Here is a 17,448-nt window from a genome sequence, read left to right as displayed (position 1 = left end):
GAACCGTCCTCCATGTCTCATTTATATTATTCTACTGTTATAGGAAGCATTTCATCACTTAGTTTTGGTATGTTGATTTTAAATAACTTATACGTTACTACACTTCCCTTGCTGATTTCAACTTTCAGCGTAACTGTAGTGTCTTCAGTTCCCCTTACAATCTTCAGAATCAACCTGTTATCAGAATTTTTTGATTCTCCACCTAAACCGAAGGCAGCTTTTCTATCTTGAATAATTACAGATCCGGGTGTCATGTTGCCGCCGCCAAAGCTTCTTATTGATCTTCCACCAGCTTTGTTTTCCACTACAGAATAATCATAGACAGTTTGGTTATGATGGTTTGCAGCAGCATATATAATAGGGCTTTCCGATGATTGGGGATTATTTGGATCGAAGGTGAATTTATCAGCTGTCAACCAAGTCTTAGCTGTTTTAACATCCAGCACATCTTGAAGCTTTGGTATGTTTGCCTTCAAATCTTTTATCTTTTCCCCCGCATCGTCAGCTTTTGCCTTGGCGTCTCTTATTATTCCTGCCATACCGGTCTTGAAATCTCCGTCCTTGAGATTCTCATATGCTTCAACAGCTTTCGTTTCCGCTTCTTTGACTTTCTGCATAAAAGCTTCTGCTTCCTCTAATGCTTTATTGAATGCCGCATAAGCTTCCTCCAGTTTTGCGCTGTTGTCAGTTTCTTTGGCATCCGAGCTTTTCTGCCCGAACCATCTGCCGAATATCTCTATTGCTCCCTTTGAAGGAGTTGTTTCAGTATCATTGAGGTATCCTTCTATAGAAGCCTTTAATGTGTCAATTGCCTTTGATAAAGCTGAGATCTTGTTATTCCACTCTTCACGGCTTGATACAAGCTCAAAGGCTGCTACTGCCTTTTCCGCAGCTTCCCTGGCTACTTTATCGGCTTTCTCTTCCTCATCTCTCTTTGCTTCCAATTCAACTAGCTTTTTTTCCGCTGAAACCAGCTTATTGATATTGGTTATTAAAGCCTGCTGGTCTGAAGATAAATTGTTATAAGCACTTCTGGCTGCCTCAACTTCATCTTTATGGCTTAACTTAATTCTCTCTGCATCAGGCAGTTCATTGATCATATCCTCCACTCTGGCTGCCTTTTTCTTATCCTCGTCCGTCTGCGCCTTTTCTTTCTCTAGCTCATTTATCCTATTCTCGGCTTTTACCAGCTTATCAAGATTCGTTACTAACTGCTTTTGAGTTGAAGATAATTTCTCATAAGCCTTCCTTGCATCTTCTACTTCGTCTTTATCAATTAATCTTATATCCTGAACCTTCGGCAAATCATTTATAAGCTCTTCTACGCGGGCTGCCTTTCTCTTGTCCTCTTCCGTTTGTTCTCTTTCTTTCTCCAGTTCATTTATCCTGTTTTCAGCTTTCTTTAGCTTATCCAGATTCGTTACTAGTTTCTTTTGTGTTGAGGATAATTTTTCATAAGCTTCCCGTGCATTCTTCACGGATTCTTTATCAGTTAATTTAATATTCTCAACCTTTGGCAAATCATTTATAGCTTTTTCTACATTAGCTGCTTTCTTCTTATCCTCTTCTGTTTGCTCATGCTTCTCCTTCAACTCCTTAATTCTATCCTCTAACAAAAGCAGCTTTCGAATATTTGAGACCAAATCTCGCTGAGACTTGGTCAATGCATCATAGGCCTCTCTGACAGCTTTTATTTTATTAGCATCTTCCAGCTTAATATTTTCTACCTTGAGCAGATTTTCTATCAGTTTTTCTACCTCTGCAGCCTTTATCTTGTCTTTGGCTTCCTGCTCAAGTTTATCTATCGCATCAATAGCTTTTTTTAGCTTATCATAATTGTCCACATATTTTTTCCCATTGGCTGTAAGGTCGTTGTACGCTGCCAAAGCAGCGTACACCTTTTCTTTGTCACTTAGCCTTATATCTTTGGGAAGATCCGAAATCTTTGCCATAACTTTTTGTGCTGCGGTTTTGTTCTCTTGTTCTTCTATGGCAGGCAGCTTCACAGGAGCCAAATCAGTACCCATGAAGTAGAATTCGTCTCCCTTTGTATTTTCACTGGTATTGCCAACCAAGTCCTTTGCTGGGGTATCTACGATCAGCACATATTCATACCTTCCTTCCAGTGGTTGGCTTAGTGACAAAATTACCTTATTTTTATCAATCTTCTTCAGTGTGTTTCCTATGGTCTTGTATTTTGCTGTATCATCAGTATTCTTTATTGTATATTTGCCTTCATAACCTATGCTTTCGTTGTACTCAATCTCCACCGTCACCCTATCTACGGCAGTAACGGTAAGAATGTAAGGTTTATCCTCATCCTTATATTCACCATAGAGCAAGGTATAATTACCATAGGTATTTTCTGCCCCAATTCCATGTTTGTCTGTTACAATCTTTTCAATATCCACCTTATAATCCTTTGTGCCGTCTATTGCTTTGGAGGATGTTATGGTAAATGTAACAAATCTACGATCCTCGTCATCGGTCTTCACGCTAAAGGTAGCCGAAGGAGAGCCAACGGTGCTGGCTTCTTTCTTCTCCACCATTACTTCTTTTGAGAACTCAATCTCAAAGGTTTTGCCATCTCTCTGGGAGATATTGAGTATCTCTGGTTTTTCAGGATCTTCATCTATACCGTAAATTTCCAAATCATAATCATTCAGATCCTTTCTATCAAATGGGTTCTTGTTAACTGTCCTATCCTTTATACCTTTTAAAGATTCGTTTTTATCAACTGTATAGAGCACACCATCAGAAAGCTTTTTGCCTTCCTTGATATTTGAGAATTCTATGGTTCTATCATCATTTGTAAGGGCTTTGGCATATAACTTCATAGTCTTGCCACCGGATTTCAGCACCAAAACAGTAGAATTCTCTGTATAGCTTACAGGTTCGTCAAACACTGCAGCCACTACATATTTGTTTACTGCATAGATATACTCCAGCATTGGCCCATCATTATCTTCTTCTCCTCCTGCAGTTGCCTTATATTCAAAGTTGAGCTTCAACTTATTGCCCATCATATCCAATACGCCGTCTATGGTTACTTTATACTTCTTGCCTTCTATCATCTGGGCCATTTCCAATGTAACCTTTTCGTTCTCATAGGTAGCTTCTATAGGCTTGCCTATATCATTGCTTATCTCATAATTGGATATATCCTCGGCACTCTTTTCATCCAAAGGCTTAGTAAAGTATATCTCCAATTTGTTGCCGCTGACCACATTGTACTTATATACTGTAGCTGCGGCAAAATCATCTCTGGCAACGGTGACAGTAGCACTGTTGTTCTTCTCCAGCACATTGCCGAATTCGTCTTCTATATTATAGGCCTTAACAGTATAGGAACTTCCTATTGTCAAATCTTCTACCTTCAGCATTACCTTATACTTGCCGTCTTTGTAGGAAATCTTCTCCACACTCTCTACATTTAGTCTATCCTTGTTCCTGTCATTCTTTGTAATCTCATAATTATCCGGATTCAGCACCGTGTCTTCCATAATCCTGCTGTTATCGGTGAACACCACTTGGATGTGATTTCTGGAAAGAACCTTCAAATCACTCTTTGACATAACAGGTGCATTTTTATCTTCCTTCACTCCATAGAAGGTCTTCTTGGCAGGTCTTTTCATCATATTAGCAGCCTTGGTTTTATCCACAATGTTTTCCACCGTAAGCTCATATTTGACGCCGGTCTTCATAGGCTCTGTGGTAAGCTCCACCGTATCCTCATCATCACCGGTCAGCACAGCATCCAGAATCTCCAACTCGCCGCTGCCGCTCTTTATATAATAATTTCTCAAATCTTCCGCCGAGCTTCTGGTAACAGCCTCGGAGAAGGTAATTACTACCCTCCTGTTTGTCTCTGCCTTAACATTTTTCAATGTAGGCGGATTGGTATCTATCTTGGCGTAAAAATTCTTGCTTGCGGATCTCAATGCTACACCATCGATGGACTTGATATTGGAAACCTTCACTGTGTATGATTTCTTCGCCTGCAATCCATCAGTGGACAAGGTTACCTTTCTGCCTTCCAGTACTGCTTCTTTCACATAAACTCCGGATATGGAGTAGTTGGACGTAGATGTAGCAGAATCAAAATCCAGTTCCTTGTCAAATTCTATGACAACCGTCTCCACATCTTCGCTTTTCACATTCTTTATATTGGGAGCTCCTGATACTTTGGCCACACCTGTGAATTTAACCTTCTGATTAGCTACAGTCATGGAATACAATTTCCCTGATGTTTGAGCCGACGTTTCAACCCTTACTGCATCCTTCCTAACCAGATAGGCGTCTTTGACGCTCAATCCATCTATATCATAATTATCCAGTTCTTCCACATCGTAGCTATCCACATTTTCCTTAAATACTATTTCCACCACAGTGTTGCCCACTGCTTTAACACTCTTTACATCAACATCAATCATATCGCTTATGAGCCCTGCTGATAAGGCTCTGGACTTTTTGATGACTCCTTGCCCTATGAGGACATTGACATACCTTAAGCCATCTTTTGTCTTGGTCCTTAGGGCAGATACAGTAGCCTTTGCCAGCAAATCTATGGTAAATTTATTTTCTCTGGATGGCTTCAACCCTATGCTGGAAGCAAACTTCAACGTATCATCCCAGGTAAAGTCCCCCTTTGCCTGATACTATCTGCTTATATCCCAAAGTTTCCAGCAGTACTTTGAAATATGATTGCTCATTAATCTTTTCATATGGTCTGAAGCGTCCTCTCTCATCTCCTATGAAGCCAAGATGGGGATTGGCTTTAAGATAGGCCAGGATGTTCCTGCCTTCAGACCACTTCACTTCATCCTTGTCCGTAAAATTATCTGAGCCCCTATACCTCAAGGCTTCTTCATATAAGCCTCTCAGCTTTAATATGGATATGCCCGCTGTAAACCTATCCATTTCCTTTTGTGTGTACTTTTCTGTAACTCCATCTCCGTCTCCAACCAGCATTCCTATATCTACAAGTGCCTGCACTTCAGCACTTATTCTGGCTGCTGCATAACCATCCACAAATCCTATGGAAGAAAAGGTTATGACAAAGGCCAATGCGAATGCTATAAACTTTTTCACTTTAATACCTCCTCGTTTCCCACTCATAATTTTTGCCTAATCTATACTATGTCTTATATTAGGCAAAATTCTTGATTAAACAATTTTGTAATTATATTGTAAAGCATCCGTAATTATGACGAAGGACAATGCTAAATTGTTCCTCAATTATCAAAAAAGAACAAGGAAAAAAGTGAGATATGTGGGACGGTTCCTGATGTCTCACGACCTCCATGCATAAAAAAAAGTGAGACACGGAGAACCGCCCCCATATCTCACATCAGTTATTTGCTGCAACGTTTCACAAATTCCTCAAAGAGCTTCTTAAATAATTCATGCTTTGGCACCAAGGCTTCAGGATGCCATTGGACACCTAATACAAAATCTTTTTCTATTGACTCTACTGCTTCTATTATGCCGTCATAGGAATAGGCAGTAACTTTCAAATCTTTTCCCAGATCCTTTATGGATTGATGATGGAAGGAGTTGACGGCTATGGTTTCGTTTTCAAATATATCATAAAGCTTGCTGTTCTTCTCTATTCTTATCATGTGATGGACTTGGTTCATGGGACTTCCCTTTGGACTGTGACCCAACGAACCTGTTATCTGGGAATTTATATCCTGATAAAGACTGCCTCCCAAAGCAACATTTATCAGCTGTATTCCTCTACATATTCCCATAATGGGCAAATTTGCATCATAAGCTTCCTTAAATAGAAAAATCTCATAATCATCTCTTTCCTGCTCTATAGCTCCTATATCCTTTATGGGATTTTCACCATAATACAAAGGCAGCACATCTTCTCCACCAGTAAAAAGTATTCCATCGATTATGTTCATGTACTGCAAGAGAGTATCTTTGTTTTCTACCAAAGGAATCATTACAGGGGTACCGCCTGCTTCGACTATGGCATTTACATAATTGCAGTTTAAACAGTTATACCTGGATGTTCCCTTTGATTCTGTAAAAGTGGTCAATCCAATTATCGGTCTCAATTCTAAAAGCCCCCTATTCTAAATATTAGCTACAACCAAATTCTATCATATAAATAGAAAAAAGCAAGGAAACTTGCTTTTTTTCTTTATGTTAACAAATCTATCAAAATATCCACTACTACTTCATCAAACTGACTGCCTTTTCCCTTTTTCATTTCTTCTATAGCCTGCTCCTTGGTAAGAGGAGTCTTCCTATAGGGTCTGGAATTTGTCATGGCATCGTAGGCGTCTGCTACAGAAATGATCTTTGCCAGAAGGCTTATTTCTTCACCCTTTAAGCCTTTGGGATATCCTTTCCCGTCTACCCTTTCATGGTGCTGCAATAGCACATTCCTGCTCTCTGACAGAAAATCTACATGAGCCAATATTTCATAACCAATAATTGGGTGCTTCCTTATCATTTCGAATTCGTCAGATGTAAGCTTGCCTTCTTTGTTCAATATGTCGGAAGGGACTCCTATCTTTCCGATATCATGAAGTATGCTGGCAAACTCCAGCACATGAAGCTCATTATCTCCTAGCCCCATCTTCCTTGCTATATCCGTGGACAAGCAGGATACACGCTCACAATGGCCTCTTGTATATTTGTCATTAGCTTCTATGGCATTTGCAAGAGACAGTACCGTAGAAAGATAGCTGTTTCTCAATTCCTTATTCATTTTGGTCAATTCCTGCACATGAAGATTTCTCTCATCTATCAGCTGCTTAACAGTATCCATCATATTATTGAATTGATCTCCCAAAACCTTAAACTCATCCTTGGATCCTATCACAATATGCTTATCCAATTCTCCCTGTGAAATGCTGCCTATGACATCCATGATATTTTTCAAAGGTCGAGTGATAACTCTGGAAATTTGAAAACCAATATAAAATGTGACTACAATGCTTGTTAAAGCCACCTGTATGGCCCTGTTCCTGATGGGAGACAACTCCTTATCCAAATCTAAAGGTAACAGACCTATAAGCATCCATCCTGTCTCCGGTACAGTCATGTAGCTGATTATGCTCTCTCTGCCCTTATATCTAAATATATTGGTTCCGTTTTCAGAAATAAGCTGGGCCTTCAACTCCTGGTCATCATTGATATTGGCCATGAGCATCCCTTTATCCGGATGGGAGAATATGTAACCCTGGCTGTTTATCAGCATGAGATATCCTTCATCATCATATATGATATCATTTATAATATCGGAAAATCTGGAGAGCTTTATGTCCATCCCCACTACTCCTACAAGATTACCATCCCTTTTTACAGCTCTGGCCACTGTAACTACTATCTCCTCGCTTTCTCCCGCATCCTGATAGGGATCTGTCCATACTGTCCTTCCTCCGCTTTCTACGGCCTTTTTATACCAATCCCTAGTGCGGCAATCATAATCTTCAGGCATTGTAGGATCAATGGGAGTAATAAAAATAGAACCATCTTCCTCTGACGCAAAATAGATCCATGCTATGTAAGGACTTGACTTGGCATAACCCATCCATTGATTTGATATATTCCGGAAATGATCAGGTATAGATGTGACCATTTTAGGCTGTCCAGGCATATTCTTGTAGTTTACTATTTCCTCATCCTGAGCCCAATGGTCAACTACATACTCCATATCTGCCATGAACTTTCTTAGGAAATAGTCGTTTGCATTTTGTAGAGTTTTGAAATTGCTCTGCTTAATCTCATTCATTACGATGGTCTTAGCATTGTTATAAGATAAGACCCCGATGGTAGCAACAGATATTATTATAATTGCCAGCATCGCTAAAATGATCTTTCCTCTTATGCCAATTTTCATCATAAAGTCTCCTCTTAATCAGAAAAATTCATCATTTGCCAGAAGTCGAAATTTGATATAATATGTAGTACTATTCATAATATATCAAATCTTGTGAAAAAATACAACAAAAATACAAGGGAAGAACTTCCCTTGCAAATCTATTTTTTTCTTTTATTGAAAAAGTAAATTGCAGCAAATATAATCAATATTACGGCTATAAAAATTGTATACTTTTCCATAATCTGCTCAACCATCATCCAATTTGTGCCCAAATAGTATCCCAAGGATATAAGCACCGTATTCCATACAACTATCCCTATGGAAGAAAAAGATATAAACTTAAGCATGCTCATTCTGGCTATGCCTGCAGGTATGGAAATATATGTCCTTGCCAATGGCAGCACTCTGGCAATCATAACAGAAAGCTTATCATATTTATCAAAGGTGTTCTTGGCAGCAAATATGGACTTCCTGGAGCTGGGAACCTTGTCCCCTATCTTGTCCAATATGGGCTTGCCTCCGAAATATCCGATATAATAGCATATAAGAGAACCAAGTATGCCGGCAAGGGTGGAAGCAGCCAGAACCCCTAAATAGCTCATTTTACCGCTGGATGCGAGGAACCCCACAAAAGGAAGGATTATCTCGCTAGGCATGGGAAAGCACGCATATTCAAGACCCACTAAAACAATAACTCCAATATACCCCACTTCACCGGTTATTTCTATAAGATAATTGAATAATGCCTCAAATATATTAGTCATAGATCATTCTCCTAAAGTCATCATATATACTATTTTACTGGATAAATGGAAAATATCCAATACCACAAAAATATATTATTTTTCTTTCAACTCGCACAACTTGATATTTCTACTAAAATATGACATAATTAGACATATCTATTGCTAGACCTTTCTATCCCTCCCTTTAACTCCATTATCCATATTCTCAAAGGAGGTATCATTATGAAAAAGCTGTTAAAACTGATGTTATTCATTTTGCTTCTCAGCATAATCATGACCTTGAATTTTACATATTGTGATGTTTCCATCCCTCTAGGTACCAACGAAGAAAACACTATAGAAGACAATGCTCCCATTGAGTTTGATAACCCTCCATTGGAAAACTTCATAAGAGAAAAGATAAATAAATTAGGTGATATTTATAAAAAAGACTTGGAAGGAATAGATAAAATTTATGGGTTTTCCAATGAAGATAAATTAACAACTCTTCAGGGCATTGAATATTTAACCAACCTAAATTACCTTAACATTGGGAGCAACAAAATCCATGATCTCACTCCACTATTTGACTTGCCCAATCTTACCAATCTTTCAGTGGACGCAAAATATCTAAAAGATCTCAGGCAAATTGAAAAATTAAAAAACTTGGAAAATCTCTCCATTTCCAACCTGGCTTCCGAAGAAGATCTTAATATAATAAAGAATATCACCGGACTCAAAACTTTAACTATTTCCAACACCAGCATCAGTGATTTTTCAGCGCTAAGTTCACTTTCTAATTTGGAATCTCTGATTTTAGACGGCAATAATATAGATGATATTTCATTTGTTAAAAACCTTACAAAGATAAAAGAATTAAATCTTTCTGACAATCATATTGAAGACTTGACCCCTATATCCCATTTAACCAACTTAACAAAACTTGACATAACCTCTAACAAGGTGCAGGACCTAACTCCCATTGGCAATCTAAAAAATCTAGAAACTTTATTTGCAGAAAATAACTTCATCAGAAATATTGAAGGATTAAAAAGCTGCATAAATTTAAAAATTCTATCTCTGGATAACAATTTTATAACTGATATCAGCCCTCTAGCATATTTAGATAACATAACCAATTTAAAGCTATCTGATAACCTAATATCTGATATTAGTGCCATAAGAAACATGAAGAAATTAGAAACTATTTATATAGACAGCAATCCAATATTAGATGTAACTCCGGCTATAGAAAAAAGTTTAAGAAACGGAAGTTCCATTGATTTTTTGAAAACTCAGGAAGCAGGCAAAAAAGCCCATAACATCGTAAAGCAAATTATAAAGAAAAATATGAAGGATATTGAAAAAGAAAAAGCCATATACAATTATCTTATAAACAATGTTAAGATCCACAACATATGGGATCCGACATCCGATGGTACTTCAGGAGATATTTATGGTGCTTTGAATCGCGGAGTTGCCGGAAGTGAAGGATATGCTAAAGCAATGAAAGTTTTATGCCATTTGGCGGGATTGGATTGTATTTATGTTGAAGGCACTTTAAATAATTCTAATAAGCATTATACATACCATCATTGTTGGAACATGGTAAAAATAGATGGTCATTATTATCATGTAGATGTATCATGGGATGACGGAGGATACAGTGGCAAAATATTGGAAAACAGCGAATACTATGTGCCACCTATTAAATTCTTCAATATATCAGACAGCGACATGCTGAAATACGGGAAGAGAACATGGAATATCAATGCTTACCCGAGAACCACTGCATTTGACGATCCTTCCCATTATGACCCCCATCCTTCAGAATACAAAATAAGCTACTACCCAGATAAACCTATGGGCAAAGACTTACCCTTTTTAATAACCAATGAGAAAGACATAGTTCTTCCTCCTTACAGCGCTATATTGTATAATATAACGAACCAGGAAAAGGATGCAGTAAAAAACAGCGGTTTGGATATGGGCAATATTTTGGTTGCAAATCACGCAAAAAAGAAAGTCACCATTAAAAAGGGCGAAATATTAAAGGGCCATCATGGAATAACAAACGGACTGGATGTTTACTACAGAATTATCGTATTCAAAAATGACTTTAATGAAAAGGACATTATATCAAAGGGCATATCAGGCAGAAAAGATGTACTATATGCCGGAAACTGGATTTATGACGGACTGGTTCCCAATGTATATGATGACAAATCAGAAGAAAATGAAGCAATAATAGGAATTGCAAAGGTATCATTGCACAATGGCAATATAAATAACGGTCAAATAGTATTGGAAAAAGATGGCTATTGCTACGCCAATGAAAGGGATTCAAACGGCAACTATCGATTGGCAAAAACGTCCATCAGCACAGGCAAAAAAGTTATACTTCATGAAAATAAAAACATAAGCAATAACTATTATGCCAAAAATATTAAGATTCATGGCAAATATTTATATTTCTCATATGATGATGAAGGTTTATACAGGCTAAACCTAGAAACCGGCCATAAAGAATTGCTTGTAAAAGCAGAGAACTTTAGGGATTCACTTAGATCACTGATCTGCATAACCGATGAAGAAATATGCTATATAAGCGTAGACGGTTATAATATATATAGGATCGACAGAAACACCATGATAACAGAGCCTTTGTCTTTCCATAGTTTTGGTGATATGACCATAGTAGGAGACTCCATATATTATATAAAGTTATGTGCATCTCCATCGTCAGAGAATGAAATTTGCAAATATAACCTGAAAACAGGCAGAAATGGATTGTTGTCACAAATATTTGGCAATAGCCTTATCAGCGATGGACAGTATTTGTACTATGTGATGTATGATCCTTATACATATGAATACTCCATTTGCAAATCCGACTTAAATTGCAAAAACAAGGAGCTCATATTCAAAACTAATGAGGCTATATATAATTTAAATATGGACGGTGACAAAATTTATCTATCCACCCTAGGAAAAGTTTATAAAATAGGTCCTGAAAAGCAAGCTGAGGTAGTTTTTGAAGGTTATTGTGAACATATAATTGTGGGAGAAAAATATATCCATATTGTTGATAATGATGGAACCATAGACAAAATGATTCCTAGATAAGCCTGTGTCTGCCCTGAATCAAGAAATTCTTCGAAGCCTCACCATCGATGGCAAATGGTTTCATCGGATATACTAAGTATGTTAATATATTTAATGTAAAGTATTCGTGTTTAAGGAGGTAGGTGCCGGTGCTTGAAAAATTAGATACTACCATAGAAAAACTGTTTGAAGAGGGAAAGATAAAAACCAAATGGAACGAACTTGAAATCCATGGTATAAGGGAAATAATCAATCTCCTCTGGCAGGATGAAATAGAATATGGAACCATAGGTCAGGCATATGAAATAAAAAACAGAACCATATATCAAACCTTTTACTCCGGCCTGCCCTATAAAAATGGGGACCAATATGAAACCTTCATCAGAGCCTATATAGATACAGACAACAACATAATATTCATGAGCAGCAAGGGCCAGCTTTTCATGTATGAAACCGATGATGAAGATGGTACAGATATGAAGCATTTCAGCAAAAGCGAGTAACAAAAGGGGGACATATGAAATGTCCCCCTTTTGCTTATGTTCAGTTTTTATTGATCATATGATACTGCTGCCTCTTCACCTATATTGGACTTGGTCTCATTCTCCACAACCTTGATAAGGTAATTTAAAAAGCCCTCCCTCAGATCCTCACGCCTGAGGGCATATTCCACCGTAGCCTGCAAAAATCCCTGCTTATCTCCTACATCATATCTCTTTCCTTCAAAGTTGTAGGCATACATGGCCTCTCGCTGGGCCAGTACCTTAAGAGCATCGGTAAGCTGTATCTCTCCTCCTTTGCCCGGCTCCGTATGCTCCAATATCTCAAATATGGCAGGACTTATTATATATCTGCCCAATATGGCCACATTTGATGGAGCCTCTTCTACGGAAGGCTTTTCCACCAAACCCTTTACCTTATACACTCTGCCTTCGATATGCCTGCCATCTACTATGCCGTATTTGGACACATCTTCCCTTGGCACCTGCTGTACCCCCAGTATAGTCGTCTTATACTCGTCATATACTTCTATCATCTGCTTCAAACAAGGCTTCTGAGAGTACACTATATCATCACCAAGCAGCACCGCAAAGGGTTCATCCCCTATAAAGCTCTTTGCACAGTATATCGCGTGGCCAAGTCCTTTAGGCTCCTTCTGTCTTATATAATGTATATTAACCATATCGGATATCTTTCTTACCTCTTCCAGCAAATCAAATTTGCCGTGCCTCTCCAGCTCCAGCTCCAACTCTACAGATTTATCGAAATGATCTTCAATGGACTTCTTATTCCTGCCGGTTATAATCAATATCTCCTCTATGCCCGAAGATACAGCTTCCTCAATAATATATTGCAATGTGGGTTTATCCACTATTGGCAACATCTCCTTAGGCTGAGCCTTTGTGGCAGGCAAAAAGCGGGTTCCCAAGCCTGCTGCGGGTATTATGGCCTTATGAACTTTCACTTGCATTATCCCCCTTCATATTCAAACAAGTAAAACAAAACACTCCACATGATATTATTCGATACCATTGTGTTTTTTCCTCTACACACACCAAAATTTGAAACCAATGCTTCTCACCTTATCGTTCATCATGGTTAAAGTTTATGATCTCACTTCCCTATCTCAATTGCCTGACCTAAAAACCCGTAAGGTAAATGCAAGATATCTAAAGGATCTGAGCCAAATTAAGAAATTGAGAAGCATGGAACATCTATATTTTTATGAATTACATTCGGAGGAAGACCTTGATATAATAGAAGATATGGTTACATTTAAATCTTTAAGCAAATTACATCCTTAACTCTTTCAAAAAATCAATATGAGACAACGGGAACGGTGAGACATGAAAACCGTCCCCGTTGTCTCATACCTCATAAAGCATTTTTCTTCATTTTGATTTGGACCTGATTCAGTATCTTTATCAGCTCCACCCTTTCATTTTCATCCATTACAAATTCAACCCCATATTCAATGTAGTTGCTTCTGATCTCTCGTGTTCGCGTAATATATCCTTTTACTTTAATCTCTTTCTCTAGCAAGTTGAAAGTAAACTGGAGGATAATATAATTTTTGACAGGCAATTTTATATCAGATGCAAAGCATAACCCTCCCGGCCCTATGTCTTTGATAAGTACCTTGGTACTGCCTGCATTTACCTTATTGCCTTTCACTTCCCATATTTCCATGGTGGCCTCCAAAGAAAAAGGCAGCTTGATCCTGAAGAAATTGCATCGGTTTTCCTTCAATACTTCTTCTCTAAAATTCACTATCAGTGGCTTGCATTTCTTCCTTGCCAATACTCTTTCCATGTCCTCCAAATCCAGCACATTGCTATATATATAACCTTGTCCTGCATAACAGTTCATATATTTCAAATAATACAGCTGGTCCCATTTCTCTATGCCTTCAACAACCATCTTCACCTTAAGCTTCTTTGTCAAATGTATCACGGACTCAACAATTGCAGAATTTATGTTATTGCTTGGAACATCCTTTATAAAAGAACCATTGAGCTTAATAATATCCGGTTTAAAATAACTTATATATTGAAATGAAGAAAATCCTGCACCAAAATTGTTAAGGGCTATCTTAATTCCCAATGCCTTTAATGCTTCTATATTTGAACTCAGCTTGTCCGTGCTCTCCAAAAATATATTTTCTGTTACCTCTACAATCAAAAATTTCGGGTCAAGTTTATGTCCATTTATTATATCTTTTATGTTATTGGCAAAATCTTCCTCCAAGAATTGAATACCGGAAAAATTCACAGCCACCTTTATGGCCGGCAATCCCTTATCCAACCATCTCCTATAATTTTTGCACACCTCTTGCAATACCCATTTGTCTATATCACCCATCAACCTTGTTTCCTCTGCCAACTGTATGAATTCTTCAGGCAAAATCAAACCCCAATCAGGATGCTTCCACCTGACCAATGCTTCCACAGCCAGGATGTCGCCGGATTGCAAATTTACAATAGGCTGGTAAAACACTCTCATCTGATTTTTCTCAACAGCATAATGCAAATCGTTTCTCAATATGTTATCTCTAAAGCTTTGGCTGCTCAAACCAATTTGCATACTGGCCCTATGCTCCTCGCCATTTGAACCTATGTCATATTCGCTCTTTTCCATGGTCCCATCATTATTTCTAAAAAACCTGCTCGACGACTTTTTAGCATACAAAACCATTTTTTATCCCCCCGAAACAAAATTTCCCATACTTAATTTTAACTTCACAACTTTGCCCGTCTCACAGCCTAAACACCTCCTTAAGTGGCATAATTGATTCTTTCCCATCCCATTGTGCTATAAAGCATATTTCTTAACATAATAAGAATAAAAAACGGTCATTGAAAAAATGACCGTCAAGAATAAAAATAATTGGCAGCTTGACGATCATGACATATACACGCTTTAGACTCATAGCTTTGCGTCCTTACCTTTCGATAAGTTTGCTATTTTCAATTACACCATATATTAAGTTTCATCTATAAAGTGAAAATTAACATTTATTTCTAAAACTATTAAATAATATAGTATTACCTAGTATATCATATATTTACCATAAATTGAATACCCATGTTGAGACATGGAGTACGGTTCTCGGTGTCTCACAAGCAAATCAACAAACCACCGGCAGTATTAGCCTCTCCGGTGGCTCTTGACATATCTCCAAATATTATACTTCTAAGCTTCTGCCGCTTTACGAATCCTATGCCTTGCATAGAAGAAGCTGCCTACCTGTCCTAACCCCGCAATGGCCCAGGTAACCGGATAACAAGCAAATAACATGATTACCGTCGGATACCAACTGAAAATTGTGACCAACCACACTATTCTCAGGAAGCAGGCTCCCACTAATGTGCATATCATTGGAAGTATTGAATACCCCATGGCTCTGGTAAGGCCGGGGAAAACATTCATGGTCCCGCAAGTAAAATATGCAATCATCATGACATTTAAACGCATCATGCCTAAGTCAATAACCTTCGGATCAGAAGTGAACATGCCTAGCAGCTGCTTCCCAAATATCAATGTGGCACCTCCCAATATGATCCAGGTACCAAAGATCAACACCGTACATATCTTTGCAATGGCATCAATCCTGTCATACTTCTTGGCACCCATGCTTTGGCCCGTAAAGGTGATAGCGGCATTATAGTAGGCATTCATGGTAGTGCCCAAAAAGTTCTCTATATTGCTGGCGGCGGAACTTGCAGCTACCATGGTGGACCCGAAGGAGTTGATGGCTGATTGGATGAGCATATTGGAAATGGAAAACAACAAGTTCTGCAAACCTGCAGGAAGGCCTATCTTCACAATAATCTTAAGCTTGTTCCAATCAATGCTGGTCTGCCTAGGCATATAGCGTATAGCTCCTTCGCTCCTTGCCAAGCAAACCATTATGAGAATCATGGAAATATACTGGGAAATTGTCGTGGCCCATGCCACACCTTCCACACTCATATGCAATCCTATGACAAAGAAAAGATTTAACATGACATTTATGACGCCACCAATGACGAGATAGTACATTGGATGACGGCTATCTCCTACAGCTCTAAGAATAGCTGCACCAAAATTATATACCATAGTCCCGGGGATGCCAATGAAATATATCCTCATATACAGCACTGATAAATCAATAATATTCTGAGGAGTACCCATCATGGCCAGTAAAGGCTTGCAAAGCACAAAGCCTGCTACTGCAACTATGAAACCACAAATTATGCTTATGGCTATGGATGTATGAACGGATCGGCTCACATCATCCTGCATATCCGCACCATAATCCTGAGCTACAATAACGCTGGTGCCCACCGATAACCCCATAAACAAGTTGACAATCAGATTTATCAAAGCACCTGTAGCTCCTACGGCAGCCAATGCCTCGCTGCCCGAATAACGCCCTACAACTACCATATCAGCAGCATTGAACAACAATTGCAGTATGTTCATCGCCATAATAGGCAAAGCAAAAATCAAAATTTTATTAAATAGACGTCCGTCATTCATATCCAGACTCTTAGCACTCTTTGAATTCATGATGTAAATCGCTTCCTTTTCCTTTATTATTGGGACACTGGTGACGGTTCTCCACATCTCATTTGTCAGATTAAAAATTAGCCATGTAAAACCGTCCCCGGTAGCTAATAGCTTATTATAAATCCTCTGGCAGTCTAAAATTCTTAAAATCCAATATATCATTCAGATTCATAAATACATTGAATCTAAATCTATTAAATTCTCATAAAATAATAAAGTATATGCCCATCTGTCTCTATATTTTTCTCTATCACCCTTCAAAAAACCCCTATTGGAGAATAATGCTTCAACATCTTTCATTTCCTTGTTCGAAACAAGAGAACCGTAATATGGTATTTCATCATCCAAATATCTATAATCTACATTGTCCCGAGTATTCATATAGTTTCTGGCCTTTTCTATGTATCTTTCTTAATCATTCGTACATACTTTATATTTCCAACATAATCGTGACAATATATGAGAATAAAATATTTATCATATGTACCATTCTTTAGTCCGATACCATTGATTAATTCATCTATTTGGTAGCCTTGAAGCCTATGATTTGGTGTATATCCTGTGATGAAGCAATCATTTTTACCACTTCAGTAAAATCCCTTACTGTCAGCATATCGCCTGAATCCGCTTCTTGTGATAAACCTGGTGCTGGGTTTTGCTCTTCCCCATTGGTATCTGCATATATTCCTCCAGAAGCTGCAAACAAAAAAAGCCTGCAAAAAG

12 protein-coding genes and 1 riboswitch are annotated in these 17,448 nt (G+C 38.2%); of the genes, 2 read left to right on the top strand and 10 right to left on the bottom strand.

The features are described from left to right. Nucleotides 1-26: 26 nt before the first annotated feature. The 5 genes from BUB48_RS03020 to BUB48_RS03000 all read right to left on the bottom strand — a co-directional run bounded on the left by BUB48_RS03020 (nt 27) and on the right by BUB48_RS03000 (nt 8,607). On the bottom strand, nt 27-4,622 hold the full coding sequence (locus BUB48_RS03020; protein ID WP_073024393.1) for an Ig-like domain-containing protein: 4,596 nt from the start codon (nt 4,620-4,622) through the stop codon (nt 27-29). Nucleotides 4,623-4,626: 4 nt separating this feature from the next. Further along, the gene (locus BUB48_RS03015; protein ID WP_073024391.1) at nt 4,627-5,091 is read right to left on the bottom strand and encodes a hypothetical protein; all 465 of its coding nucleotides are present in this window, start codon (nt 5,089-5,091) and stop codon (nt 4,627-4,629) included. A gap of 263 nt (nt 5,092-5,354) precedes the next feature. Next, nucleotides 5,355-6,068, bottom strand: coding sequence for a gamma-glutamyl-gamma-aminobutyrate hydrolase family protein (locus BUB48_RS03010; protein WP_073024389.1), 714 nt, complete (start codon nt 6,066-6,068; stop codon nt 5,355-5,357). Between the two features lie 86 nt (nt 6,069-6,154). Beyond that, nucleotides 6,155-7,864, bottom strand: coding sequence for an HD domain-containing phosphohydrolase (locus BUB48_RS03005; protein ID WP_084524327.1), 1,710 nt, complete (start codon nt 7,862-7,864; stop codon nt 6,155-6,157). Between the two features lie 137 nt (nt 7,865-8,001). Next, entirely contained in the window at nt 8,002-8,607 is a 606-nt protein-coding gene (locus tag BUB48_RS03000; RefSeq protein WP_073024385.1) for a DedA family protein, read from the bottom strand. 204 nt (nt 8,608-8,811) lie between these two features. On the opposite strand from BUB48_RS03000, the gene BUB48_RS02995 reads away from it, so the two are divergent. Continuing rightward, entirely contained in the window at nt 8,812-11,694 is a 2,883-nt protein-coding gene (locus BUB48_RS02995; protein WP_073024383.1) for a leucine-rich repeat domain-containing protein, read from the top strand. A gap of 128 nt (nt 11,695-11,822) precedes the next feature. After that, nucleotides 11,823-12,176: a hypothetical protein gene (locus BUB48_RS02990; protein ID WP_073024381.1), complete on the top strand. Its 354-nt coding sequence runs from the start codon at nt 11,823-11,825 to the stop codon at nt 12,174-12,176. Between the two features lie 47 nt (nt 12,177-12,223). Here BUB48_RS02990 and galU read toward each other — a convergent pair whose 3' ends face one another. The 5 genes from galU to BUB48_RS02965 all read right to left on the bottom strand — a co-directional run bounded on the left by galU (nt 12,224) and on the right by BUB48_RS02965 (nt 17,431). Continuing rightward, the gene (galU, locus tag BUB48_RS02985; RefSeq protein WP_175548336.1) at nt 12,224-13,144 is read right to left on the bottom strand and encodes a UTP--glucose-1-phosphate uridylyltransferase GalU; all 921 of its coding nucleotides are present in this window, start codon (nt 13,142-13,144) and stop codon (nt 12,224-12,226) included. A 404-nt stretch (nt 13,145-13,548) separates the two neighbouring features. Beyond that, nucleotides 13,549-14,868 carry an EAL domain-containing protein gene (locus BUB48_RS02980; protein ID WP_073024377.1) on the bottom strand — a complete coding sequence of 440 codons (1,320 nt, stop codon included), beginning with the start codon at nt 14,866-14,868 and terminating at the stop codon, nt 13,549-13,551. A gap of 191 nt (nt 14,869-15,059) precedes the next feature. After that, nucleotides 15,060-15,146: riboswitch (cyclic di-GMP riboswitch) on the bottom strand. Nucleotides 15,147-15,366: 220 nt separating this feature from the next. Continuing rightward, nucleotides 15,367-16,725: an MATE family efflux transporter gene (locus BUB48_RS02975; protein WP_073024375.1), complete on the bottom strand. Its 1,359-nt coding sequence runs from the start codon at nt 16,723-16,725 to the stop codon at nt 15,367-15,369. 168 nt (nt 16,726-16,893) lie between these two features. Continuing rightward, on the bottom strand, nt 16,894-17,073 hold the full coding sequence (locus BUB48_RS02970; protein WP_139249894.1) for a hypothetical protein: 180 nt from the start codon (nt 17,071-17,073) through the stop codon (nt 16,894-16,896). 172 nt (nt 17,074-17,245) lie between these two features. Next, complete coding sequence (locus BUB48_RS02965) at nt 17,246-17,431, bottom strand: hypothetical protein (RefSeq protein WP_073024371.1); 186 nt, start codon at nt 17,429-17,431, stop codon at nt 17,246-17,248. Nucleotides 17,432-17,448: the final 17 nt, after the last annotated feature.

The organism is Lutispora thermophila DSM 19022, assembly GCF_900142105.1.
GTDB lineage: Bacteria > Bacillota > Clostridia > Lutisporales > Lutisporaceae > Lutispora > Lutispora thermophila.
Note: the sequence above shows the minus strand (reverse complement) of the source record. Positions and strands in the feature narration are given on the sequence as shown.